This window comes from Paenibacillus pabuli, from assembly GCF_039831995.1.
GTDB lineage: Bacteria > Bacillota > Bacilli > Paenibacillales > Paenibacillaceae > Paenibacillus > Paenibacillus pabuli_C.
This window is the reverse complement of record NZ_JBDOIO010000005.1, coordinates 1,086,336-1,112,071: the sequence shown is the minus strand read 5'-3', so window position 1 is coordinate 1,112,071 and position 25,736 is coordinate 1,086,336. Positions and strand designations below refer to the sequence as shown.

Sequence of the window (25,736 nt, the reverse complement as noted above, 5' to 3'; positions counted from 1 at the left end):
GCGGAATTTGAAGTCTGGATCCGTTCAAGGCTTTATTGACTCGATGCAAGTGTCGCCTTGGCGCCTTCAATGAACTGGGCAATCACATCTGATGTGCTGCCTTGACCAAAGGCGATCTGCTCACTTGCGCTCTTGAAGCTGGTATCCACTTCGGAAAATCCCTGCGGGTAAGGCGGATCAATTTCACTGGAGTTTTTCGATACAACGTCGATAAATTGAAAGATGGCTTGTTCCGCTTCAGGCAGCGTGGGTTGCATTTTCTCACGGATGCTGGAATTGACGGGTACTCCGCGCTCGGAACCGAGAATGGCCGTAGCTTCCGGATCGTTAACCATGAAGTCAATAAACATAGCCACTTCCTTCGGATGTTTGGTTTTGGCGTAACCGGACAGGAACTGACCTGCTTTCAGGTATTCACCGATTTGTTTTTCATTCACACCGTGCGGAAGCACTTGTATCCCGAGTTTATGATCCTGGTTTTTGTTCACCTGCTGGAACGTTAATAATTGGTTGGACCACGCAAAATCCATGGCTGCCGTACCAAGTGAGATCGGACGTGTTTCCAATGCATTGGTTGTGGATGCCGTCACTTCAGCAGGCGTAGCACCCCCGTTCTCACGAAGCGCACCCCACATGTCAAACCACTGCTGAAGGTCCTCACTGGTTGCTGTCATCGTCCCGCCTTCAAATAGTCCCTTGCCTGTTTGACGGATAAACACCTCAAACATATTTGTCGTTCCCGAAACATCCGCCGAACCGTAGAAACCTTCGCCCTTTGCTGCCGCAATCTTGGCGGCGATGTCACTAAAGTCCTGCCACGTCCAGCTTTCCTGAGGTTCTTCGATCCCGAGTTCCTTAAATACGGTGGCGTCATAGATTACACCTGGTGCATTAACTCCTAATGTAATCGCATATAATTTATCATCAATTGATCCGGCTTTGAGCATGCTCGCGTCATGATCATCCGTACGCAGCTCTTTACTCTCGCTGTATGGGGTCAGGTCAAGAAGTGCACCACGCCGGGCAAAATCGGTAAGAAAAGCGTAATCCATTTGTACAATATCCGGGGCATTCGAACCAGCTACCTGTGTAGTCAGCTTGTCGAAGTATCCGTCCCAGCCGGAGTATTCCGGTTTGATCGTAATGCCGGGGTGTTTCTCTTCAAAGAGTTTGATCACTTTGGTCGTCAGATCGTGGCGAGTCTGTGATCCCCACCAGGTCATGCGCAGTTGGATGTTACCCGAGGCACCTTCCTCACTTCCCTCACCAGATGAACCAGTAGATCCGGAAGATCCTCCAGAACAGGCTGTAGCCAACAACAACAACAGGGACATGCAGAACAGGGTTACCCACTTTTTAGTGATCAACATGAATGAATTTTCTCCCCTTTTATTATGGAATCGCTTACAAAAACTATTGTAACGGCGTTATGCCGCTCATGACATAAACAAAAGTAAGCTTTCCTGTCAAAAAAGTAAGGGGTTAGGGAGTAAAAACCACCGGAATACATTCTCCGGCGGTTTGTCATGTCAAGGATTCATCATCATCTCCATGGAACATTTAATCTTTTGTCATGTTGAGGATTGTGTCATGGGAGCCGATGTGGTTGTTGTCTGTCTGGCCAATTGTTTTTTCATTTTCGCAACTTCGGTACCCGCCAGCATCATGATGCCAATACCATGATTGTCATTCGTTACAGTCAGCAGATCCTTATCATAATATTCCGCCGTGAAAGCATACCTGGACCCACTGCATACTCCATGTACATTGCCTTGGCGGTCGATTGCTGTCCGGGTCAATCCGATCCAGGCCCGCTCCGAAGCTTCAATATAACGCTCTGGCTGTTCCAACCACCCGAATCGAACTCCCCGCGCAAACCCATAAGCGAACATGGCCGTACAGGAAGCTTCCTGGTATGTGTTTGAATCATTCAGCACCTGATGCCATAATCCGCCTTCTCCCTGCAGAGCTGCATACCCATCACACAATTCATTAAAGAAATGGATCAATGCCGGGCGGTCAGAGTGCTCTTCAGGCAAAGCCTCCAATACTTCAGTTAGGGAAAACAGTACCCATCCGTTCCCGCGTCCCCACGGAATGTGAGTCGCTTGTTTATATTTAAAATCGTATACGTGAGACATAATGTTGAACTCAGGCATAAACAGATATTTGCGGTATAGCAAAAATTGTCTGGCTGCCTCGTCCAAAGCTGACTTCTCCCCCGTCAGGCGAGCATACCGAACTAAAAACGGGGTACTCATATAGAGATCATCGGCCCACATGGTATTCTCGGCAAACTCCCCAATGCACTCGCGATAAAACGCACCGTCTTCCTGCCGCTCCAACCGGGAGAGCATAAAATCGGCAATACGCTCGGCAATCGGCAAAAACGTCGGTTCATGGCATTCCAAGTATGCCTCAAGCATGGCTGAACCAAAAGAACCACAGTTATCCAGCATTCTCAACATGACTAGCTGCTGGTTAACCGCCGGGAATCCGTACTGTTCCCGATCCCACAGCGAGTAATCATACATTTGAGTGCATGACTGCACATGTTCTGTTGCATAACGAATGATATCGGATCTATCCAGATAACGTCCCGTTTGCAGCAGTCCGTATATCGTTACACCCAATGGATAATCCCAACGGCCGTAGTTGGTTACACTACCAACCGTCCACTTATTGCTAAGCATTGCATTTTCATAATACGGACGAATCCATGCATTCGGTCGATCCAGCTGCCAATACGTATGGTGTCCTGCATGCTTGTACGGTTTATCTTCTCCAGCCCCACCTTGCGCCTCATTTATCCTGTATACACGGTCTGTCCGCATTAAATCTTGCACTTCAGGCTCCATCCCAGCTTGGAAAGGACCTACATACATCCACTTATCCCCTGAAGCTCCATGCACATGCAAAGGTAGCTCCAATTCAAGCTGCTTCCCATTCACGGCTGCGTTTAGGGTGAAACTCCATGGCGCAGTGCTCACGCTGCTGCATTCGCTGCATACTAACAGATCGTTCCGGCCGTAGGACGCTTGGACTTCAGACTCGAATGATCCTGCTTCATGTAATTGTACAGCTGGCTTGCCATTTACCCATATCGTTAGCGGTCCGGAAGAATGACCGGATAAGCAGATGGGGCTTCCCGTAGAGTCCCTATTGTTTATTCGTGTCCAAGCATAAGCTCGCTGTCCGGGAACATGCCCATATAATCGCTCCAATGTCGGTCTGGCCTGCTGTTCAATGGACCACTCCCTATTCGGAAGCCACTCCAATGTATTGTCCTGCTCCTGGCCAAGCAGGTTCCAATTCGGATGAATGTTTCCGGGTGTGGCCGGAATGCCAAATGCACGGATCACTTCTTCCTGGTTCATAGGCTTCGTGTAAATCCATCCAGCTTGTCCCTGACGCTCTCGAAAAGGCGCAAGCACATTCAAAATGCGCACTTTCCCTTCATCCGAACCAAACTGGCATCCAAAACCGGCAGGTGTATATCTCATTTCAAGCACTAACGTGTTCCAGCCGGGCTTGATGTCGATTCCCAACTTTACCGTGGCATCCGGATTAATCTCGTCCATTACTGTTGAGCGATACACCAGCTGATCATTAAAATAGAAACGAACAGGCCCATAGCAGCGAACAAGCACATCCAGGTTTCGGTCCTCATCTCCCCATACCAAGGCTGCCGCATAAGCGACTTGTCCTTTCTGAGTATCCGTGAACCGCTCGCCCAGGTTGAAATCGTACAAACCCTTCTCATTCTGCAGGATACCCGACTTCTGGAACACACGATATACAAAGTCAGCTTGCGCATTGGCGCCGATATATCTCTCAGCCAGCACCTTCAATGCCTGATCCTGATCCTCTCCAAAACGGTAATACATACTCTGCGGTTCATCAAAATACGTTGTCATGGATTGCCACAGTCCTCTCCAGCTGGAATTGACACACTCTTCTCGAAAGCGATTGTCCAAATAAACAAATTAAGTATAGCGCTTAACCTACGTGAGAAAATCCCTTGTTTCACAGCAAATGGATCACAAGCTTGATGAATTGAGGCCCTGTCTCGAAGGAGTCGAATAATAACCCCAGTATACCTGACAGAAGGGTTAGTGGCTACAGAAATTTGATTGCGCTTTCAACAAAAAAAAACAGATCCTTTTCTTTATTGAGAATACAGAAAGCTGTCTAGTTCCTTCTAAATAAATCAGGTACATTCTTTACATTAAAAGGTAGCAGATTGTTCCCCTACTTCCTCATATATTGATGTGGCATCGACAAAATCAGAGGATCGGTTTAAAAATGGGAATCGCCTGCCGATAAAGGTATTAGAATGGAAATTCCACTTTTTGTATTGGAAAGGAAAGATGAGCCTTGAGTATTCTTGAATCTTTGGTAAATGCTATGCCTTTTGTAAGACAGATGTTTCGTGACGATGTTTCCATATCCATTAATGATCATGAGAAAGTGTTATATTTTGCCGAAGCCAATGGGCTGGAGATTGGTGTCAAAGTAGGAGACGAGCTGCACGAAGACTATAAGGACTTCAAAATGCTCACGAACCGGGATTCCCGTACCGTGGCAAGAATGCCAGGTGATTTGCAAGGCAGACCTTTTGACGCGATTCTTATTCCAATCAAAGAGAACGACAAGGTTGTTGGCATATTGGGTGTAAACTACGCGCTGGATAACCATATCACTCTTGAGAAACTCATCAGCGAAAATGAAGCGACCATTAACGCCCTGCTTGGTGGCATTCAGCAGATTGCAGCCCATTCAGAGGAACTATCCGCCACCTCGGAAGAGATTTTGCGTAACTCCAAACAAGCCGCAGAGAATTCAGTCAGTGTGACCAAGGTAACCAATGTGATTCGCGAAGTCTCCGAACAAACCAATCTGCTTGGCCTGAACGCCATGATTGAAGCCGCTCGCGTGGGTGATCTGGGAAGCGGGTTCGGTGTCGTTGCCAGTGAAGTTCGCAAACTATCGGATCATACCAAACAGGCAGCCGCAGATATCGAAACTTCACTAGGCAGCGTTCAGAACTCGATGAAGCATATGGAGCTGGAAATTGGTCAAATTACAACAGCAACTGTGGATCAGGCGCAGTTGGTCAGCGAGTTTATGCAGAGTATTGAACAGCTCAGCGAAACCAGTGCGAATTTGAAAAAATTTGTAACCGAGATGCTGGCCCTGGAGTAGTCATAGCAAGATAATAGAACGGACAAATAGACAAAACGTAATTTTATGTACATATACCTTTAATGAAAGAAGCCCCCGACTATACTTCCTTGTGACTGGAAGCCAGCGGAGGCTTTTCATTTTTGCTCTGTAAACCACTAAAAATGGCACGCTAAATTTCTACAGCCACTCCGTAGTGGTCAGATACAACCGGGCCATTCTTGCCGTTAAGCACAACAGTAGAAGACTTCGCCTGCACAGGATGTTTGGAGAAAATATAATCAATACGCAGATCGCGTTTGTTGTCAGCCCATCCGGCAATAGCTTTGACTACCGTTGCTCCATCATCTTTTTGTTCGGCAGTGGTATAGAGGTCATTCCAACCTTGGCTGACGATGTGATCGTAGCCTTCCCCGCGCACTTCCGCAACATTATTAAAATCTCCCATGATAAACAGCGGCTGATCCAAATATGGAGCAAGCTTGCTCTCCGTTAATTCCCATTGTCCCTTGAACGGTTCCTGTTCATCATCCCACCAGTTATAATGTCCGTTCACAAACCAGGTTGCTTCCCCTTCAACGGCCGTCTGTACACCCACGATTTTGCGTGTGCGGTAGTTGCTATAATCGCGCATGTGGGAAACGTATTCTTCAAAAGACGCTGTAATCGGCGTACGGCTCAGGATCGCCAGACCCTCATCGTATTTGCTGAACCCGATATGGGTCGGCACCCATGTCCAGTAATAGGTATCGGTAAGTTGCGTCAGCAAGACGTGGGCGTAGTTGTCTTTTTTGATCACGGCATCAGGATCGGTTGAGATAAAATGCTTCAAGTGTTCTGCAGACAATGCCGACTCTTGTATGGATTGATTGACCTCCTGCATGGAGATCACATCAAACTGATGTGTATTAATAAAATCTGCCAGCTGACTGATCTTGTTCAACTGGTCTTCTTCCGCCCAGGCGTGTGTATTTAACGTAAGTATTTTCATATATGCTCTCTCCTGTTGAATAAAATTGACCACCTTAAGGCCTGTATCGTTCCTGAAAGGAATACATACGCTAAGCATACACAATATGGAGCAATAACGCATGCAGTGGGTAAATCCACCCCTGCTGTTTCCATTTATAATGATCAAAAAGTCTATTATAAGTTCTCTCAATCCATGCACGTGGACACCCATAACTGATATGATGGATACAGAAAATCCACACCATACGTTGAGGCGTATGGATCGTTAAACCTATGATTGCCCAGGAGATGGAATGATGAACATACCGATTGACATGAATCTGGATGATGCACAGTGGCAGCAATTGATTCGAGAGGTTGCCGAGCACTTTAATAACCTGACGATTATGCGCGGATTCCAATATTATAAACAGAAACGCGTTGGATCATTAACCTTTACGGAACATCACGGAATCACAGCAGACGTGCAGGGCTCTGAAGAGTATAACGTCACCTTAAGCGTCCAGTCTCTGCCCACCAGCTACTGTACCTGCCCGGTGGGTTCCCATTGTAAACATATCGTTGCCGTTATGATGAGTTATGCTGAGTTGCTGGAACGGTCGGTGCACGCTATTGTAAATGCCCATTCAAGCACAGCCTTGAAACAGGCAGTGAAGCCTGTGGCTTCCATGTCTTCATTTCGCTCGAGTGCTGTTTCAGAACAGGATACGGATATCCCTCATTTTCAGTACAGTCAGATCAGGGAACGGGCATTAGAGCTTGCAGGCCTGGAAATTACAGAGTGGTATGAACTGTTCGAGAAATGCCTGGTCAGATTGGGCACAGGCACGCCAAGTACGGCATACGTACAGGAAGCAGCCGATGAACTGTATGCCATTAAGCCTAAATTGTCTGCCGGGATGGATCAGTTATTTGAATTCCATGTACATCTGTACCTTATGCGATACTGCATCCCTTCCCGTCATTCAACCAGCCATACACCAATTTATTTAAGTTACCCTGCTCAGCTTGCTGTAGATGCACTTCAGAAAGGCATGGATCAGGTACTTAGCCATCCGCTTCAATTCGCTGATCTGCCGGACAATAAGCTTAAGCAACTGTGGAAGCGGGTGGACGAAACCATAACGTATCTCCGTACACAAATGACATCCGAGACATCCACACTGATGCTGTTCACGCCGATCTATCGGCAGGTTTGGCTGAACTGGATTGTCCCTCACTTACAGAATGAGCAATTGCTCTTATCGGAGTTGAACATTTTACAGGAAATCGAAGATCAGTTGAAAGAAAGTGCAGATAATACACCAGGCCATAGCGGAGGTAGCGTGCTAAGCGTTGCCAATCTGACAGGCAGCATCCAGCCTGGTAAGCTTGGAAAATCATCACCCTTGCCCCTGGTGCTCGCGCAAAGCTGGATACACTTCCACTTGCATCAGGACGAACAAGCCTGGCAACGCTTGACGAGTGGAAGTACGGCGTACGGCATTCCTGCAGAACATCTGCTGCATTTTCTGCATGTGCTCGCGGATGAATCAAATTGGAAGCGGCTCGGTGCATGGCTTGCACAGCTTGGACCACTGCTGGCCAATCGCCGGAATGAACCTTTGCAGGATTATATGCAGCTGTGGGACATGACGATCAAACATCTTCCTGAGACGGAAAGTCACATGTGGGATACCCTGGTTAGCATGCTCCCTCACTCCCGCCCGGCGTACGAAGAAGCCATGCATAGTCGCGGACAGTGGCGCCGCTGGATTGATTTTCAGTTAAGTACGGAGACGGAACCGCTCGAATTTCGCGTGGCTGTGCTGCAGCCGATTGAAAAAGAGGCACCGGAGCTCCTGCTCCCGTTCTACCATCAGGCAGTGGAACGGTACATCGGCCACAAAAACAGGGACGGCTACAAGGCAGCAGTCAAGCTGCTGAAGCGACTGTCCAAAATCTACAAAAAACTGAAGCAAGAGGATCGCTGGGAAGATTTCATTACCGCACTGGCTGTACGGAATAGCAGACTGCGTGCACTGCAGGAAGAACTTCGGAAAGGTAAGTTGATCTCATGAGCCTTATACATCCCTATACCGAAACGATTGAAGTACATGTCGCATTGACCGGATACGGTGATGCCTTATTTTATGGAGCACTTAATACTCATCATTTTGTAACGGGGCAGTCGCTTAAGCAGCGGCTATTTGCCTGGCATGCTCCCTCCTTCTTCGGGACCGAGCTGGAGACGAGACAGATCGAAGACATTGATCTGGTGGTACTGCCTGCGGAAGAGGTCATTCCCTTCTTCGCAGAGATGCATACGCTGCTGCACATTGAGTGGAAATGGGACGAGCAGGCAGCTCATCTGATCAGGCTTGCTCCTGCGCTGGCCGCAACCATTGAGAACCGAAAATATGTCCCCAGCTTCGCTGCCTATCGTACAGGTCAGCTGCAATGGAGCTGGGATCCAGATAGCATGAAACCTCAGGACCGGGCTGCGCTAAGCAAAGCAATCGATCAAACAGACGAGAGCTATGCCGAGGGACTTAACGCGGCCTATTCTGCTTCTGTATTTCAGCGGTGGTATAGCTCTGAAGAAGCTGCAACCGATCTGCGGCGCGAATTCCCTCAACTGTTTCCTCAAGGGGGGACGCCACCAAGAACAGCAGGAATGGATGCCCAGGCCTGGCTTGTCTCGATTGGATGGAAATCAGACGCGGCCCCCTTCCGCCCGCTTCTGCAATTGCTGGAGCCGGACGACGATGAGCACGCATGGCGGCTGCGTATCGTTTTGCAGGACAAGCTGGATGCAGCTTCACTGATTCCGGTTCGGCTCGATTCACGCGGCCGACTTGAAGGAGAATGGCCAGATGTGTGGACAGCATTTATCCTTGACCGTTCTGCTGGGTGGCTGGAGCAGCTGCGTGCACATTTGCCGCGAATCAGCCGTTCCATCAGCGGAAGCCGGGATGTGCTGAGTGATCCGCTTAGTGATCAGGAAGCATGGCAGTTCCTTACCATCGACAGCGGCAGACTGCTGGAATCAGGCTGGCAGGTACTGCTTCCGGGATGGTGGGAGTCGGCCCGCAAGAAGAAGCCTAAGCTTCGTGCCAAGGTGAAACCGGAGGAAGGCAGTGAACGTGGACAGTCCTTCTTCGGGCTGGACTCGATCATTCATTTTGACTGGCGCATTGCAATTGGAGATTCCGATCTCAGTGAAGAGGAATTCGCCGATCTCGTTGCCCGCAACGAGCGGCTGGTACGGTTCCGCGGAGAATGGGTGCCGCTTGACCCTGCCCTGCTGGAGCAGATTCGCCGGGCCATGGGCGGTGTCGACCGGGAACAGGGACTGTCGTTTCAAGACATTCTGCACCTGCATCTGCTGCAAAATGAGCAGCGGGAATATCGTAACCAGAAATGGAAGGAAGGACAGCAGGCCGAGGAGGAGGAGCAGCAGCCACATGCTAATGAGAATATTCGGCTGGAGGTAGAACTGAATGAACACTTGAACCGGATCATTGCACAGCTTGGCGGCGGACAAGGCGGGGCTCCCTCCCTTCCCGTTCCGGCTGGGCTGCATGCAGAGCTTCGTTCCTACCAGAAAGAAGGATTTGCCTGGCTTGGATTCTTGCGCAAATTCGGTCTTGGAGCCTGCCTTGCGGATGATATGGGTCTTGGAAAGACCATTCAATTTATTACGTATTTGCTGCATCTCAAGGAAAATCAGCAGCGGTTACCCGGGGATGCTCCCGCCCTTCTCATCTGCCCCACTTCGGTGCTGGGCAACTGGCAGAAGGAAATCAGCCGTTTTGCACCATCGATTAACGTCAGTCTGCACTACGGTGCACGCAGGCTTAGCGGAGAAGCATTCAGGGAACAGACCGAACAAGTGGATATCATCATTACGTCGTATGCTACCGCAACCCTGGATCAAGAGATGTTACAGTCATACACTTGGGCTTCCATCTGTCTGGACGAGGCGCAAAACATTAAGAATGCGCAAACCAAGCAGTCCATGGCGGTACGCAGTTTCCCGGCTAAACACCGTATCGCATTGACAGGTACGCCGATTGAAAACCGGCTGGCTGAACTATGGTCCATCTATGATTTCATCAACCCGGGATACCTAGGCAGCGCACGCGCCTTCCAAACCCGGTTTATCAGTGCAATTGAGAAGGACAAGGATGAGCAGCGCATGCAGGATCTGCAGCAGCTGGTTAAACCATTCATGCTTCGTCGCAAGAAAAAGGATCCGAATATCCAGCTCGATCTGCCGGACAAAAACGAGATGAAAACCTACATTCATCTTACCGGTGAGCAAAGTGCCCTATACGACCAATCCGTGCAGGCGCTGATGGATAAAATGAAAGAGCTGGAAGGCATCAAGCGCAAAGGCGCCATTCTGTCCGCGTTAACCCAGCTCAAGCAGCTGTGTGACCATCCGCTGCTTCTTACGAAGGAAGCCTTGCCGGAAACGCTGTCTTCGGATGGTTCCAAGGCAGAGTATGACCTGTACAGTCCACAGGACATGGCGATGCTCATCAGCCGCTCTGCGAAGCTGGAACGGCTGATGGAGCTTGTCCGCGAGCTGCGGGAAGAGGGCGAGCGCTGCCTTATTTTCACGCAGTACATCGGTATGGGTCAGATACTGCAGCAGGTTCTCCAGCAGGAACTGCAGGAGCCTGTATTATATCTGCATGGCGGTACATCCAAGACGGCACGGGACCGCATGATCGAGCAGTTCCAGTCCCGTACATTACCTGCGTATGAGCAGCCGTCCGTTTTCATCCTGTCCATCAAGGCAGGCGGCGTGGGGCTAAATTTGACTGCAGCGAATCATGTATTTCACTTTGACCGCTGGTGGAACCCTGCCGTGGAAAACCAGGCCACCGACCGAGCTTACCGCATGGGACAGACGAAGGACGTCCAGGTGCACAAGTTTATTTCCCTCGGCACGCTGGAAGAGCGTATAGACGAGATGTTGGAGAGCAAGCAGCAGCTTAGCGATAACATCATCACCAGCTCCGAGAACTGGATTACCGAATTGTCAACAGACGAGCTGAAGGATCTCTTTACTCGCCGCCGCGACTGGTCTGGTTAAGTGCCGGAAGTTGCTATATAGGCTAATGGCTCAGAAAGCAGAAAAAGCGAAGTTACCGACGCTATGTCGAGAACTTCGCTTTTTCTGTTATACCTCATGACCTTCCATTGACCACAATGGATCAGATAAAAAGTTGTAGATTAACGCATGTTGCCGATGATGGATGATCTGGAATCCTGCATTTTTTTGATAAAGTTCGTCATCACGTCAAACGCCTCATTACGCTTGTTGGACAAGGATTGCAGACGCAGCATGTCCATCTGTTGGGAGCTGGAGAGAGCGTCAATTTGGTTTTTGAGAGACTGCACCAGCTCGAAATCCCCACTTTCGATCGCTTGAGCAAGCTTCCCATTCAGTTCCGCAATCGCTGCATTGCGACTCTGCACTGCTTCCAGCTGGGTTTGCAGCTGTGACTCAATCAACGCAGAACGTTGTTGCTGAACAGCCATAAGTGCGGTTTCCAGGTCCATTCCCTGCAAATCAATAGATGAGATACCCGATGGTGACTGGGTTATTGAAGACGCATATGTACTTTCTGTAAAAGCAAAAGAACCAACCGATACTGCCGTAATGGATGCCATAACAACAGAAGAAATAAATCTACCTTTTCTTTTCAAAAGTATCACCTCCTTGGATTGTAATAATCCCGTTAAAGTTACATAACGGACATTATTCGACATCATTATATCAAAGGACCTAGATCCTTCAACCCAAACCAGAAATATTGAGACAAAATTGATACACCAGCTAAGTACTCATACGAACTTTGTACGAAAGGCCACCTCTTCCCCGTCTACGGACTATCTCCAATCCATCTGAAGGGTACAGTCCGTTCCCAAGCGTCCATATTAAGCAACCACATTTCCTTTTAAAAAAATAATTGTGACCATATTAGCCCACCAAAAGTCTAATTCATGTAAAAACCAAGCGGGGAGCTGTTATCCCGTATCCCAAGAAAGGAGCTGTTATCCATGGACCCGACCGATCTCGTCAACCAAGCTATTCAGGGAGATCGTGACGCCTTTATCAGGCTCATCCGAGAAATTGAAAATTCCCTATACAATACAGCAAAATCCATGCTGCGAAAAGAGGAGGACGTGGCTGATGCCATTCAGGAGACGATCCTGAAAGCTTATAAATCCATGCATACGCTTCGTGAACCCCAGTATTTCAAAACCTGGATGTTCCGCATCCTCATCAACGAATGTAATACCATGCTCTCCCGTCTCTCCCTCTCCACATCATATGCAGAGGTGCCTGCCAAGCAGGAAGTCTCCAGCCCCTACGATGAGGTGGATATGAGAGAAGCCGTTGATCGACTGGAAGAATCGAAACGAATTGTCATTGTGCTGCATTATTTTGAAGATCTAACCCTGCGTCAGGTAGCGGATACGCTGAATATATCCGAGAGCGCGGTAAAAATGAGACTTAGCCGGGCACGGCAGGAACTATATCAAAAATTCAAAAACTTTCGGGAGGTAAAACTGCATGTCAAACCCATTTAATATTGATCAGGAGTTAAAAAAACAAGCAAAGGAGCGCCCTGCCATGTCTAATCTTGTACGCACTCGAATTGATGCCACACTGGAGTCCCTTCCCGAATCACCCCGCCAGCTGGACAGTGAACAGGCTCAGCGTCCGCGACGGGTAAACAAAGGACTGCGCCGTACCGCAGCGGCAGCCGTTGCCGCAGGTGTATTAGGTGTTACTGTATTTGCATCCGGATTTGTGTCTCCAGCCATGGCTGATTCTTTGCGCAACATTCCGCTCGTAGGCAGCCTCTTCAGCTCAATTGAAGCGGATATGGGTCTGAGAACAGCGGGTAGCGAAGGTTTGACTACTCCAGTAAACAGTTCCTTTGCTTATCAGGATGTAAAATTCAAGGTGTTGGAAACGGTATACGATGGCACACGCGCAGCATTTCTGGTTCATGTCACGGCTCCCAACCTAAATCAGGGCATGTATGATAACGGCAAGGACATTGTGAAGCTGAGCAGCGGAGTCGACAACGTTTTCCTCGATGTAAATGGGTTTAGCCCAGATGGTGGTCTGTTCTATAGTTCAGCCGGGGCGAACGAGCCCGATACCTTGCTTTTTGAACAGGTCATTCCTGCGGATCACAAAGGCGAATTCCCGGATCAGTTCGATGCCAAGGTTAAGTTGACGCTGCAAGGCCTGGATCATGAATTTGAGTTAACCGTTCCTTTTACCAAATCAACAACAGACACCTACAAGGTTCAGCCTGATACCCTCATGGAGAATGACTTGTTTACGGCCACTGTTACGAAAGCCGAGGTTACTCCTATCACAACACGCTTAACTGCCGCCATCGGTTTGAATGGAAAAGAAACGTTGACTGCCAAAGAAAAAGAACAGCTGCAGGACATCAGGTTTGCCATCTATGATGATCAAGGTCGGCAACTGACTGCACTCAGCGGCGAGGGTATATATGAAGATAACCAGTTGAAATGGGAAAGCATATATGCGACAACAGCGAAGGATGTAAAATACCTGGTAGTGAAACCTTTTGAAGTGAAAGATGACTTTACCGAAGAGGTCAAAGACAATCAATTTATTCAGGGAATGGAAATGAAAATTCAGCTCCAATAGCTCGAACTCATTTCCTTGCAAAGGGGTCATCGCATGTCCATTCAATTTACCATTTCATCTATAAGTGTCCTTGGTCCACTATTCATTCTGACTCTGCTCGCTCTGGTGATCCACGCCAGGGTGAGCAAAGTTAGATATACCAGCAAACAGTATATGCTGATGCTGACTTTCGCTATATACATGCTGGGCGTGTTGCATTTTGTATTTTTCCCAATCGATGTGAACATCGGAATCTATGCCAACCAGACACCCTGGTACAAGAACCTTCAATGGGTTCCGCTGCTGACTGCGGATGCGCCAAGCTTCCTTCTGAACATAGTGCTGTTTATGCCGCTGGGGTTCTTGCTTCCTCTTTTGAAACCTTCAGTTGACTCGATACGCAAAGCGGCAGCGGCTGGCCTAATGTTAAGTTTTTCTATTGAAATATTGCAGCTTGTGATCCGGATTACTCTGGGGAATGGCCGCTCAACCGATATCAATGATCTAATTGCAAATACGGCAGGAAGTGTGCTTGGTTTTGTTATTCTTGGTCTGCTCATTCGCCTGATTGGCCAGAACCTGATTCTTCCCTGGACGATGCGAGGGCACAAGCGCTCTACTATGCGTTAGAATCTTAAATCTGAAAATGAGTATGCCTCCCGAAAGGCAAAACATGGTCTGTTCCTTAAGATGAAAAAGTCAGCAAGCTGTGATACAATTGAGGAATTGTGTATTCGCAGACAGACATGCAGATAGAGCTCATTTTTGACGCTCTCCATCTACTGATCATGCTGCCAATCTAGGGAGGTTTATGGAACAACCATGCTCATTATTGGTATCGCCGGAGGGACCGGCTCCGGTAAAACGACGGTAGCTCGCTCCGTCATCGACCGTCTTGGATCAGGCAAAGTGACGTTTATATCCCAGGACAATTATTACAAAGATCAATCACAGCTCACTCCAGAGCAGCGTCGACTCACCAATTACGATCATCCGTTTGCATTCGACAATGATCTGTTGATTGAGCATCTTACCCTGCTGAAGCAAGGACAAACGGCATATGCTCCCGTATATGACTTCACCATAGATAACCGTGCTGCCAATGAGACGGTTGAACTCGCACCGAACCATATCGTTATTGTAGAAGGCCTTCATGTGCTCATCGACGAACATCTACGTGCCCTGCTGGACATCAAGGTATTTGTCGATACCGATTCCGATGTTCGCATTCTTCGGAGAGTGTTGCGGGATATGGAGGAACGTGGACGTACGATTCAATCCGTTTACAAACAATATCTCGAAACCGTCAAACCAATGCACGATGCCTTTATCGAGCCTTCCAAAAAGTACGCGGACATTATTATCCCCGAAGGTGGACATAACGAAGTCGGCATTCAGATGTTGTCTATTTTGACCGAGAAGTACCTGACCGGAGAGAAATGGAACGGCGCATAGAAGATATCTAATGTAGAATCGTTAGCCGTTGCCTCTTCTGGTTTGAGAGAAGTAGGCACGGATCGGCTACACTTTCAAGGTAAATTCAACTGAAATCCAGGCTGCGTTGGTGCAGTCTGGATTTTTGGTATTATTCTGTTTCTCTCTTTTCAAATGGGTGAAAATGGGTTATCCTTGAAATATATGAGCTTGGTAACCAAATATTTAGATCTTCTACCTTAAAGCATAAGGCTATGAATCTACGGATTCGTGGCCTTTTTTTATGTTTTGGGAGGTTGGATGGGTCTAGAGGAGGGGTTTTAAACCATAATTCGGAACATTAATATTGAGAAATAATACCAAATACCCAGTTATACATGGTAGAATATTGATGATTATTACAAATTTAGTATCTAGTAGTATCAAGTACATAACCACAACCAGGAGTTGAAATTAGAAAGGAGCAGTATTCATGAAGAAAATGATTCTAACCGGAGTTGCGGCATTGGCTTTGCTTACAGGGGGCGTGATAGGCTCAGGAAGTATCGGGGGTTCAGTAGAAGCCGCTCAAGCTACGCTAAAATTCAAAGATGTCCCTTCGACACACTGGGCGGCTGCAGCGATCAACTCCGCAGTTGAACAGGGATTCTTCCAGGGGTATGCGGACGGGACATTCAAACCAGGCTCACCAGTGACCAAGGCCGAAATGGCTAGTATTCTCGGACGACTAACCGATCAGCCTAATGCAGCCATACAAGAAGCTAATAACTTCACAGATGTCCCTGAATGGGCAAAAAGCGGCGTATCTGCCGCGATCGCCAAAGGCTTCATCAGCCCTGCTAACTACAATGGAAAACTCGATGCTAAAGCTTCTCTAACACGGGGTGAAATGGCGACCTGGCTGGCACAGGGGCTTTCCGTGGTTGATTCGGATTACAAACAAGCTCTGTCTGATGTAACCAATACTGTGATACCTGCGAAAGAATACTTCACTGGAAAACTGGCAGGCAGTCAAAAAAATGCTGTCGCTGTTGCTCTGGGTACAGGGTTGATGAGTGTGGCTAACGATAAGAACTTTGGAACGGATCGCACAACGACAAGGGCCGAGGTTGCTGTTCTGATCGCTCGTTATGCAAGTGTGGCGAAAACGAAGCCTTCGGACTTCAAAGGGTTAAGTGAGCTTCGCCAAGTTGGTTTGACTGGGACGAATTTGAGCATTATTGCTCCTAAGTATAAGAAAACACCAGAAAGGAAGATTTCACCGAACGTTGATTACAGTGAGGTTACAGATGACTTTTCAAAAGTTCGGAACAAAAATATTATTACCGATACAAATTATGCTGACCTCAAGATAAAGAATTGGATTATTGTTAATACCTTTGCGAAGGGTGCAGAAAGAAGTATTTATTATCCTGTTTTTGTAGACGAAGGATTCACTCTTTTAAGGGGAGCATACTATTCTTTTGCAGAACTTGAATTGAACGTGAAAAGTAAAACTATGACTTCACTTCAAGCTGGAAGTTTACTGAACTCAGCGACAATTAATCCTATGAATTCTCCAAGATCAGATGCATTTACTCTATATGGTGGGCCTAGTATTAATGATGTCACTAAAAGTAGAGGTGTATTCACTGTTAATAATCCGGTCTATTGGAGTAGAGGGCTTTTACATTTCGATAAGGAGTTGATTTCCGATGTAAGCCTTGTCGCCAAAGAAGGTCCTACCTACAGCGTAATAGCCACAGATTAGAGGGGATAAATATTGGGGCAAGAAGTATTTTTTAAAAAAGCTATATTGATCGTTCTGTCATTGGTTTTATTGTTATCTTCAGTAACCCAAGTCCATGCAGGTGGGGGGCCAGGTGTCAAACCTGTATTGGAGTCATTTCATATGGAGCCTCCTACCCCTGCAAAATCGCAAAAAAAGGTCATTCCTGTTGAGGGGACAAAAAAGACCAACATTGGTGTATATATTTACCAGGTTGATAGTCTTAGATGGAAAGTTGATGGTCAGTGCAACAACATCGAACTAGAAAACGACCCTATCAATAACCTTCCGGTTTCCTCAACAGTCTGTGTCGACCTTGACTTGAATAAAGATGTTTACATTCCGACCGATTACTATGATAAAGCCGGGGAAAAGCGCTCCAATGCAGAAATTACTGATAGATCTAATGAGCCTCATTACATGGATAATACAGCTTACTATGAACCAGGAGAGCCTATCTTGGTTTCTGTTGAATCATTTACTGGCCGTAGAACAAAATTCACCACACAAATTGGTGGTGCTATTCCACCAATTAAAACAGAAGAATATAATCCTCCCAAATGGAATGCGGATTATCAATTCAACACAGATTTATACTGGAAAGCTCTAGCCGAGATCACCAAAGAAATCAATCTCACCAATGGCGGCCAACTCAGCATTAACCAATCCAAGCAATTAAATGCAACCGTAAAGACCAAAACCGGTGATAGAAGCTTTGGTGCTGAAACCAATGTAAATAGCGGTAATGGGCGCATGACCTGGACTTCCTCCAACCCTGGTGTTGCAACCGTTAGTAATTCAGGGCTAGTCCAAGCCGTAAGCAGGGGTACTACCACCATCACCGTACTGTGGGAAAAAGACGACTTCCAATTAACGACAACCACAACGATTGGTGTAGATGAGGATCCCGGGAATGGGGGTGGCGGAGGCAATGGGGGCGGCAGTGGTGTTGGATGTTCACCGACAATCGGGCCACCATCTACAGGGACCATCATGAGCATGAGTGACCTTGATCCAAATGCCAACGGTGTAATAAAGTCGGATAACAGAGGGAATGAGGCATTCAATGTACTAAGAGGAATCCCTACTTCTGAGTCACTGTATACCAATGCATTTGCTGACAACTATCTCTTCAAGCAGGCCTGGGCGAAAATGTTGGGCAAAGTTACGTATGATTGCAGTGTCACGCTATCCTATGACAGGGAATGGACTGTACCGGGCCCTGATATCTGTACCGAGGATGGCTGTACGGATGGACCACCTGTTCCAGCCAATGACACAGTAACCAAACCATACAATTTCCAGATTACACGGGACTACTCGTACTGGAAAATCAACAATCTTGAAGTGTACAAGATCGCAAAAGCGACCATGAAGAACTATGCCCTGCCGGGTGAACTGGTCACCATGACTCCATCCGGATATACACCGCCAACTTTGGTGTCCAAAAATGATGACAACGTGGAGAGCCACGTCAGACCAGGGCAAACAACGTCTATCTCCTATACCCCACCCAAATTAACAGGCGGGCTGAATGCACCTCCAGATGTGCCGGATGATACATCGCGTTTGAAGGGAATGGCTGAGTCCAACACCCCTCAGGCGAAAGTGAATAATGACTCGGTCATATTCAACAATACCAAGATTATGGACGATGCAGAGGCGACCAAGGATGGACCTACGCCATCCAATATTCCTAACCCTACAACCATTGGCCAGGATGTCCTGTATAAGCCAAATAACATGATCAGTAATACGCTCGTCAACAAAGAAAACACACCAAGTTCCGGTACCATTTATTACGATCTGCTGCCCGGGAATGTAAATGGCGGCGCCAACAAGGATTTCCCGATTAACGGCATTAACACCGTTACCGTGCACACCCCTGTCGTAAACTACGCCCTGGTATCGGATGATCAGGCTCATAATCAGAAGACGACTCCGGATCTAACCCGGTCAGCACTCATTCTGGAACGTCCATTTATTGTACGTATACCAACGACTGGTCAGCATTTGGACGCAGCAGGTTACCCCGGTTATGGCAACCGGGACTATGCCAAATATTTTCGGATTAAACAGGTGAAATTCCCCTTCGATGTCTACAATGCGGACAGAAGTCAGTTTATTCCGGCCAAAACCTGGGTGGATATCCCGGTAAACCAGCTCGACACCAGCTTTTACCTCCCGGTATGGGTAGACGAGGGCAACTATGAGGTTGAGTTCCGCAATATCGCGGAGAACGCACCCTCCAACTTTACCGAACAGCAGGATGCCAATACCAACCTGCCCCATCACGTAGCTGCCGATATGGTTCCAGTCGAAGTCATCGGTAGGCTATACGATTTTCATGTCACCGACATTTCGGACTATAACTGGGAAAATGTTTTTCGAAAGCAGCCAGGCAGCCCGGAGCCAACGGGAGTCAGCTATTGGACAGGCTTGAATCGTATAGATGGTGACCCTCGTGGCAACCTGGCACCTTTCGTACTGCCCATTCGTCCAGGCAGCCATCCAATACAGGGATTCAAAAATGTGGCTGTAAAAACCGGGTACCATATCAAGTTTGACCTCAAAACGAAAGGTAATATGTTTGGTGAGCAGGATGGTGTTCGGATTACGCCAACTTTTCATTTTGTGAATGAGGATGGTACCTCTAGGCAGGAGGTAGATCTGTATTACCACAGAGGACAGGAAAGGTTTATACGTATCGGATCTGCACAGGATTTGGAGAAACGCTTTGTGGTTCTGAATGCCCGTTTACGAAATGTTCCTGGTACCGAAATGGGCGATACCGCCCGTTATCGATACACCTATGAACTGACCAATGAGGAGCAGAGCCAAGGCACACTGGCAGAATACATGGTTCGTTTCGTCGATCAGATCTCGCACCAGAAAACGTGGGTGGGACGTTATGATTGGATGATCCTGCCCTCATCCATTCGTACATTGATCGGACCCAAAACGGACATCCCGCAAGGCGTTAACTTGGATCGGGCAAATGCAGCCATCCAGCACTGGTATGGAGAATACAGCCTGCCAGCTGATGTATATGCCGTGCCGAAAGGCACGGATATGGAGCCACTTGCGAGACAAAATGAGTTGGATGAAAAGTCCGCAGTGTTTCTGAGAAATGGGTATATCGTAGTCAACTTCAATATTGAAAGTCTACGAAATGGCGATACTGACGCGCCTCATCTCCAGTACATCTATGCACCTCTGATGAATCAGTGGCAGATGGAGGGTTTTCAGAACAATCCGGTCGATACTGAAGGCAATACTTGGCCCATCCAAGACGGGGATGTTGTCTTCTACCATGCCAATCGGTCGAGTCGAAACGACTTCCAATCCCAAGTGCCACATTAAAATAGAGACAGTAGACGGCGCTCAATACTCGGCTTAGTTCCCTATGCTTGCGTACATTGGTTGTTTGCGTACCTTCTAGTACTTTTCAACATCAGTTCATCATTTCTTATAGTCCTTATACAGTAAAAGGATTACTCCGAATGTCACTACCATGACCCGGAATAATCCTTTTTCTTCGCTTAATTATAAAAACCACGATACACCTTACCAACTCAGCCCGTGATGCCTTGCAGGGCATACTCCCGCATCTTATTCTTGATCTCTTTCACCGACAACACCGAAGCCATTAAGTTCCGCGTATAGGGATGACTGGCTGCACGATTCAGCTGCGCACTTTCCAACACTTCAACGATCTCTCCCTTGTACATAACCGCAGTGCGATCGCTAACCTGCTGCACCACAGCCAGGTCATGCGATATGAATATACACGAAATCCCTGTCTCTTCACGCAATCGGACCAACAGATTCAAAATTTGCTGCTGAATGGAAACATCGAGTGCCGAGGTAGCCTCATCAAATATAATCACATCCGGCTGCACTCCGATCGCCCGGGCAATAACCACTCGCTGCAGCTCCCCACCACTGATTTCGTGTGGATACTTGTCAGCCATAGCAGCAGGCAATCCCACCAGCTCCAGTAAACGGTGAATCTCCTTTTCAGCCTGCCTGCGCTTGATCAGTTTATAGTTCAATAAAGGCTCAAGAATAAACGATCCCACCCTCATGCGGGGATTGAAAATCGCCGAAGGTTCCTGAAAAACCATCTGAATCTGCTTGCGCTGCAGCCGCAAAGCCTCTCCTCTTATCAGTGTAATATCCTGCTGACGATAAATGATCTGCCCGGAGGTTGCCTTTTCCAGATGGGTCACGCATTTGGCCAAGGTGCTTTTGCCACTTCCGCTCTCACCTACAATTCCCAGACATTCTCCCGGATACAGTTTCAGGTTGATCGATTGCAAAGCTGAATGGGCTCCCTGGCCCCTGGATTCGTAGGTTTTACTCAAGTTCCTCAGTTCCAGCACAGGCGTCCTTTCATTTCCCATCGGTATTCCCCTCCAATTCAGGTACTGCAGCTAGCAATTCGCGGGTATAAGCATGACGTGGACTTGTAATTATGCTTGAAGTTTGTCCAAACTCAACCAAAGACCCGTTCTGCATCACACCGATGTGGTCTGCCATATGGGCTGCAACCGCAATGTTGTGCGTCACAATGATCATCCCCGTTCCCTGCCTTGCCCGAAGGTTGGTCAATCGCTTGATCACTTCAACCTGAGTGGTTACATCCAGCGCACTGGTCGGTTCATCGGCAAGCAGCAGTTCTGGCTCCATCGTTACCGCCATGGCAATTGCCGTTCGCTGCTTCATGCCTCCGCTAAGCTGGCCGGGGTACATATTCATCATCCGCTCGGGGTCATCCAATCCCATCTGTGAGAGCATGTCCACCGCCATGACATAGGCAGCTTTTTTCGATAGTTCATAATGTGTACGGATCGCCTCAATGTACTGACTTCCTACTTGGCGAATGGGATTCAGATACGAACCGCTATCCTGAAAAATCATGGCCATCCGCCTGCCGCGTATACCGCCCCAATCCCTCTGCGAATAACTCAATATTGATTTTCCCTGAAAAATAACGTCTCCACCCGTATACTGGCCGCCGTCTGGCAGCATACCTAGCAAAGCTCGAAGCAGCGTCGATTTACCACTTCCGCTTTCGCCCACGATTCCGACAATCTCCCCGGCGTTCATTGCAAACGATACATTCTGCAGTGCGGGTGAACCGCTCCTGTACGCTACAGAAAGCCGATCCACACCAAGTAAGGTGCTCATTATTGCCCAACCTGGATATTGCGATCCAGGAGATAAAAGTCAATCGGATACATCGTCGCACCCTGCACAGAACTTTTGCTCACAATGTTAATTGGAGTATAGGTAATAAACATGTATGCCGCATCATCCAGGATCATCTGCTGCGCTTCTGCAGCCAGTTCATATCTTTTCTCCACATCGAATTCGGAATGCAGCTGCTGAATCACCGCATCCAGCTTCGGATTGCTATATCCACCGATGTTCCACTCCGCTCCCGTTTTGAAATAAAAGTCGAGAATATACTGGGGATCTCCGGTAATGCCCGTATTAATACTGGTCAGAGCGAGATCGTAGTTCCCGCTTTTTTGATGATCAGTCAGATCCTCGTAAGAGGTCATTTCCAGATTAACCCCAATCTCCTTCAGTTGGGACTGCATCGCAGCAGCCACAATGGAATCCGATTCGTAAGCCGAATTGAGAATCAATTGGAGCGTTAGCTTTTGTCCGTCTTTTTCCCGAATACCGTCCCCATCTATATCCTCGTAACCAGCCTCATCCAACAGCTTCTTGGCTGTCTCCGGTTCGTAGTTATATCCCTTGACCTGATCATAGCCAAAAGGCAGAGCCGAGGTAAAAGGTCCTTTGGCCGCCTGACCGCCCACCAGTGTATTTGCATACATCTCACGGTCAATCCCGTAGGAGATTGCACGGCGTACATCCGGCTCATTCAGCAGCGGGTTTTTCGTATTAAACCATACAAACTGCGTACGCAGGCTCGGGATCTCATCAATGGTGTATTGACTCTGATCCTGGAACAAGGCCAAGCTGCTTCGTCCCACGTTACTGGCTACATCGATCTCACCCGACTGCAATGCAAGCGCACGCGTGCTGTCATCCTTGATGTATTTAAATGTAATGGTGTCCACATCGGCTGCGCCGTCCCAGTATCCGTCATATTTTTTCACCTGAATTTCCTGATCCGGGGTATAGCTTGTTACCATAAATGGCCCTGTGGCGATGGGTTCGCTCTTGAATTTCGATGTATCTGCACTCGTATCCACAATCACAAACAAGGGTTCAGCAATATTACCAAGCAGGGATGCATATGGCTCCGTTGTTTGGATGGTAAGATCCTGACCTTCTGCGGTCATGGAAGCCACCGGTAAGGTCGATTGTCCTCTCTCATTCAGCTCCATGGAACGTTCAATGGACTTCTTCACTACATCTGCCGTGACCTTATTGCCGTTATGGAACGTTACGCCGTCCCGGATATGAAAATGCCAAGTCGTATCATCGATACGATCCCAGCTATCCGCAATCTTCGGTACCAATTTCATATTCTCATCGAATTGAATCAAGGTCTCTCCAATCGCTGCCCGTGTAAGGGTCCAGCCATTCCAATCTTCTGCCGGATCCAGATTGCTGCCAAGCCAGAACAGGGCTACATTTAGATGAGTCGGCGCACCTGAACTGTCCTTATCCTTCTCAGCCGTCCGATCACCTGCTGGTGACGAGGTAGAAGTGTTGGATGTGGTTTGGCCACATGCCGCGATAATACATAAGATCAATAATGACAGTATGGTAAGCGTTAGCGTTTTTCCATATCTCGAATTCATTCCCGTTCCTCCTGTTAAGCTGCTTTTTTCTTGGGATCCAGCACATCCCTCAGACTGTCGCCCAGCAAATTAAAAATGATCACCGTGCAAAAAATCGCAAATCCCGGATAAATCAACAGCCACGGAGCTGTCTGCAAATATCGTCTGCCTTCATTCAACATTGCCCCCCACTCCGGTTCAGGAGGTTGAGCACCCAGCCCCAAAAAGGACAGGCCTGAGATGGATAACATCATGCCGCCCACATCCATCATCGCCATGACGATGAGAGGAGACAGCGTGTTGGGCAGGATGGTTCTGGTGATAATCTGAATCTTTCGCGCACCGCTGAAGGCTGCCGCAGCGACATACTCCTTTTGCTGAAGCGAGATCACTAGACTTCTTGCCAGTCGTGCATACTTCGCCCACCAGACAACAGCCAGGGCAATTACCGTATTAAATAGGCCTGGCCCCAGCATCCCCACTACGGCGATAGCGAAGATTAATCCTGGAAAGGCCATCAGCGTATCGGATAACCGCATCAGCACTGTATCCGTCAGACCACGGGCAAAACCTGCGATAACACCAATGGCTACACCAAGTACAAATACAATTCCGATCATCATAAATGTAAGCAGAAGCGACGTCCTGGCCCCGTAAAGGATACGGGATAACACGCAGCGTCCAAGCTGATCGGTTCCAAGCGGATACTCCGAACTGGCTGGCTGCAGTACCTTGGCAAAATTCGTTGCCAGTGGATCATGCGGTGCGAGCAGTGGCGCAATCATGGCGAGAATGACCCAGAGGAGGGTCAGTGAACATAGAAACGTGAACCAGCGATGCTGTGTCAAAATAAGCTTAAATTCTCTCATCTAGACATCCACGTCCAGTCGAATCCGCGGGTCATGCAGATGTGTCCAGAGATCAACAATCAGATTCAGCAATACATAGATGGTTGCCATCCAGATGACGTAGCCCTGAATCAGGGGATAGTCCCTTGTAAAGATGGCATCGACCGCCATCTGTCCTACACCCGGCCATACAAACAAACTTTCCACAATGGCTGCTCCCCCCAGCAGTGCGCCAGTAGACATGCCCATGAGCGTAACGATGGGCAATAATATATTGGGTAGAATATGTTGCATCATAATGACTCTCTCCTTCACGCCTCTGGCTCTGGCCCCCGTTACATAGTTCTGGGACATCTCTTCCAGAATCACTGTACGGATCTGCCTGATATATTGGGCGATCAGTGGTAACGCCAGTGTGCATGCCGGCAATATCAGGCTGTTCCAGCCCGAACTTCCCATGACAGGCAGCAGCTTGAGCTGTACTCCAAATACCAGCATAAGCAGCATGCCCAGCCAAAAGCTGGGCATGGACAACCCGGCAAACGAAAACAGGCGTATGACGTAATCCAGCACGTTGTTTCTGTAGACGGCCGACAAAATACCCAGTGGAAACGCAATCAGAATGACCAGCAGCAGGGCACTTCCTGTTAGCCGAAGCGTGGCTGGAAGCCTGGACAGCAGAATGTCGAGCACAGGCCTGTCGTATTTATAGGACGTTCCGAAATCTCCGGTAAGCACCTGTCCCAGCCAGGTTCCATAGCGTATCCAAAATGGCTGATCCAGCCCCAGCTGGAGACGTACCTGCTGAACCAATTCGTCCGACGGAGTGACCCCGGTAGACATGAGCATAAGCCTTGCCGGGTCCCCTGGAGACAGGTAGGTCAGCAGAAATGTCAGAAACGAAATGCCGAATAACACGGCTGCCAGTTGAATGAATCTTTTAACGATATATCTGCTCACATGTCTGACATCCTCTCCCAATTACCCCCCACTGTGACTTGTCCATGCATATCAAAAAAGACGTCTCTCTCCGCAAATACCGGATAAGGACGTCTTAAATAGACAGATTTTCAGAAAAAGTCATGCTC

General features: G+C 48.2%; 18 protein-coding genes. 9 read left to right on the top strand and 9 right to left on the bottom strand.

The window, feature by feature from the left end; all coding sequences use genetic code 11:
- Positions 1–32: 32 nt before the first annotated feature.
- Entirely contained in the window at positions 33–1,370 is a 1,338-nt protein-coding gene (locus ABGV42_RS31705; protein WP_347385217.1) for an ABC transporter substrate-binding protein, read from the bottom strand.
- A 201-nt stretch (positions 1,371–1,571) separates the two neighbouring features.
- Positions 1,572–3,917 carry a glycoside hydrolase family 88/105 protein gene (locus ABGV42_RS31700; protein WP_347385216.1) on the bottom strand — a complete coding sequence of 782 codons (2,346 nt, stop codon included), beginning with the start codon at positions 3,915–3,917 and terminating at the stop codon, positions 1,572–1,574.
- 460 nt (positions 3,918–4,377) lie between these two features.
- On the opposite strand from ABGV42_RS31700, the gene ABGV42_RS31695 reads away from it, so the two are divergent.
- Entirely contained in the window at positions 4,378–5,205 is an 828-nt protein-coding gene (locus ABGV42_RS31695) for a methyl-accepting chemotaxis protein (protein ID WP_347385215.1), read from the top strand.
- A 151-nt stretch (positions 5,206–5,356) separates the two neighbouring features.
- Here the strand turns inward: ABGV42_RS31695 and ABGV42_RS31690 are convergent, their stop codons facing one another.
- A complete protein-coding gene (locus tag ABGV42_RS31690; protein WP_347385214.1) occupies positions 5,357–6,175 on the bottom strand; it encodes an endonuclease/exonuclease/phosphatase family protein in 819 nt (272 codons plus the stop codon).
- Between the two features lie 277 nt (positions 6,176–6,452).
- Between ABGV42_RS31690 and ABGV42_RS31685 the strand changes: the two genes are divergently transcribed.
- Positions 6,453–8,216: an SWIM zinc finger family protein gene (locus tag ABGV42_RS31685; protein ID WP_347385213.1), complete on the top strand. Its 1,764-nt coding sequence runs from the start codon at positions 6,453–6,455 to the stop codon at positions 8,214–8,216.
- Entirely contained in the window at positions 8,213–11,242 is a 3,030-nt protein-coding gene (locus tag ABGV42_RS31680; RefSeq protein ID WP_431523711.1) for a DEAD/DEAH box helicase, read from the top strand. Before ABGV42_RS31685 ends, ABGV42_RS31680 begins: the two co-directional genes overlap by 4 nt.
- Positions 11,243–11,382: 140 nt before the next feature.
- Here ABGV42_RS31680 and ABGV42_RS31675 read toward each other — a convergent pair whose 3' ends face one another.
- On the bottom strand, positions 11,383–11,868 hold the full coding sequence (locus tag ABGV42_RS31675; RefSeq protein ID WP_347385258.1) for a hypothetical protein: 486 nt from the start codon (positions 11,866–11,868) through the stop codon (positions 11,383–11,385).
- Between the two features lie 345 nt (positions 11,869–12,213).
- On the opposite strand from ABGV42_RS31675, the gene ABGV42_RS31670 reads away from it, so the two are divergent.
- The 6 genes from ABGV42_RS31670 to ABGV42_RS31645 all read left to right on the top strand — a co-directional run bounded on the left by ABGV42_RS31670 (position 12,214) and on the right by ABGV42_RS31645 (position 20,396).
- Positions 12,214–12,747, top strand: a complete 534-nt coding sequence (locus ABGV42_RS31670) for an RNA polymerase sigma factor (protein ID WP_347385212.1) — start codon at positions 12,214–12,216, stop codon at positions 12,745–12,747.
- A complete protein-coding gene (locus tag ABGV42_RS31665) occupies positions 12,731–13,852 on the top strand; it encodes a DUF4179 domain-containing protein (protein WP_347385211.1) in 1,122 nt (373 codons plus the stop codon). Before ABGV42_RS31670 ends, ABGV42_RS31665 begins: the two co-directional genes overlap by 17 nt.
- 33 nt (positions 13,853–13,885) lie before the next feature.
- The gene (locus ABGV42_RS31660; protein WP_347385210.1) at positions 13,886–14,461 is read left to right on the top strand and encodes a VanZ family protein; all 576 of its coding nucleotides are present in this window, start codon (positions 13,886–13,888) and stop codon (positions 14,459–14,461) included.
- Positions 14,462–14,653: 192 nt separating this feature from the next.
- Positions 14,654–15,286 (top strand): uridine kinase, encoded by a 633-nt coding sequence (gene udk, locus ABGV42_RS31655; RefSeq protein ID WP_095293127.1) that lies wholly within the window; start codon positions 14,654–14,656, stop codon positions 15,284–15,286.
- Between the two features lie 451 nt (positions 15,287–15,737).
- The gene (locus ABGV42_RS31650; RefSeq protein ID WP_347385209.1) at positions 15,738–17,015 is read left to right on the top strand and encodes an S-layer homology domain-containing protein; all 1,278 of its coding nucleotides are present in this window, start codon (positions 15,738–15,740) and stop codon (positions 17,013–17,015) included.
- A gap of 477 nt (positions 17,016–17,492) precedes the next feature.
- The gene (locus ABGV42_RS31645) at positions 17,493–20,396 is read left to right on the top strand and encodes a DUF5704 domain-containing protein (RefSeq protein ID WP_347385208.1); all 2,904 of its coding nucleotides are present in this window, start codon (positions 17,493–17,495) and stop codon (positions 20,394–20,396) included.
- A 212-nt stretch (positions 20,397–20,608) separates the two neighbouring features.
- On the opposite strand, the gene ABGV42_RS31640 is transcribed toward ABGV42_RS31645, so the two are convergent.
- From ABGV42_RS31640 to nikB, 5 genes are read right to left on the bottom strand one after another with little or no spacing between them, the layout of a single operon-like run.
- Positions 20,609–21,439: an ABC transporter ATP-binding protein gene (locus tag ABGV42_RS31640; RefSeq protein ID WP_347385207.1), complete on the bottom strand. Its 831-nt coding sequence runs from the start codon at positions 21,437–21,439 to the stop codon at positions 20,609–20,611.
- Positions 21,429–22,226 (bottom strand): ABC transporter ATP-binding protein, encoded by a 798-nt coding sequence (locus tag ABGV42_RS31635; protein WP_347385206.1) that lies wholly within the window; start codon positions 22,224–22,226, stop codon positions 21,429–21,431. The genes ABGV42_RS31640 and ABGV42_RS31635 overlap by 11 nt, the downstream gene beginning before the upstream one ends.
- The gene (locus ABGV42_RS31630) at positions 22,226–23,821 is read right to left on the bottom strand and encodes an ABC transporter substrate-binding protein (protein WP_347385205.1); all 1,596 of its coding nucleotides are present in this window, start codon (positions 23,819–23,821) and stop codon (positions 22,226–22,228) included. Before ABGV42_RS31630 ends, ABGV42_RS31635 begins: the two co-directional genes overlap by 1 nt.
- 14 nt (positions 23,822–23,835) lie before the next feature.
- A complete protein-coding gene (gene nikC / locus ABGV42_RS31625) occupies positions 23,836–24,669 on the bottom strand; it encodes a nickel transporter permease (RefSeq protein ID WP_347385204.1) in 834 nt (277 codons plus the stop codon).
- Positions 24,670–25,608: a nickel ABC transporter permease gene (gene nikB / locus ABGV42_RS31620; protein ID WP_347385203.1), complete on the bottom strand. Its 939-nt coding sequence runs from the start codon at positions 25,606–25,608 to the stop codon at positions 24,670–24,672.
- Between the last annotated feature and the right edge of the window lie 128 nt (positions 25,609–25,736).

Bases quoted from the DNA above. Each gene is read 5' to 3' on its own strand.
- ABGV42_RS31660 (WP_347385210.1), top strand. From the start codon at position 13,886: ATGTCCATTCAATTTACCATTTCATCTATAAGTGTCCTTGGTCCACTA.
- ABGV42_RS31700 (WP_347385216.1), bottom strand. From the start codon at position 3,917: ATGACAACGTATTTTGATGAACCGCAGAGTATGTATTACCGTTTTGGA.
- ABGV42_RS31690 (WP_347385214.1), bottom strand. From the start codon at position 6,175: ATGAAAATACTTACGTTAAATACACACGCCTGGGCGGAAGAAGACCAG.
- ABGV42_RS31650 (WP_347385209.1), top strand. From the start codon at position 15,738: ATGAAGAAAATGATTCTAACCGGAGTTGCGGCATTGGCTTTGCTTACA.
- nikC (WP_347385204.1), bottom strand. From the start codon at position 24,669: ATGAGAGAATTTAAGCTTATTTTGACACAGCATCGCTGGTTCACGTTT.
- ABGV42_RS31670 (WP_347385212.1), top strand. From the start codon at position 12,214: ATGGACCCGACCGATCTCGTCAACCAAGCTATTCAGGGAGATCGTGAC.
- ABGV42_RS31635 (WP_347385206.1), bottom strand. From the start codon at position 22,226: ATGAGCACCTTACTTGGTGTGGATCGGCTTTCTGTAGCGTACAGGAGC.
- ABGV42_RS31705 (WP_347385217.1), bottom strand. From the start codon at position 1,370: ATGTTGATCACTAAAAAGTGGGTAACCCTGTTCTGCATGTCCCTGTTG.
- ABGV42_RS31630 (WP_347385205.1), bottom strand. From the start codon at position 23,821: ATGAATTCGAGATATGGAAAAACGCTAACGCTTACCATACTGTCATTA.
- ABGV42_RS31665 (WP_347385211.1), top strand. From the start codon at position 12,731: ATGTCAAACCCATTTAATATTGATCAGGAGTTAAAAAAACAAGCAAAG.
- udk (WP_095293127.1), top strand. From the start codon at position 14,654: ATGCTCATTATTGGTATCGCCGGAGGGACCGGCTCCGGTAAAACGACG.
- ABGV42_RS31685 (WP_347385213.1), top strand. From the start codon at position 6,453: ATGAACATACCGATTGACATGAATCTGGATGATGCACAGTGGCAGCAA.
- ABGV42_RS31640 (WP_347385207.1), bottom strand. From the start codon at position 21,439: ATGGGAAATGAAAGGACGCCTGTGCTGGAACTGAGGAACTTGAGTAAA.
- ABGV42_RS31680 (WP_431523711.1), top strand. From the start codon at position 8,213: ATGAGCCTTATACATCCCTATACCGAAACGATTGAAGTACATGTCGCA.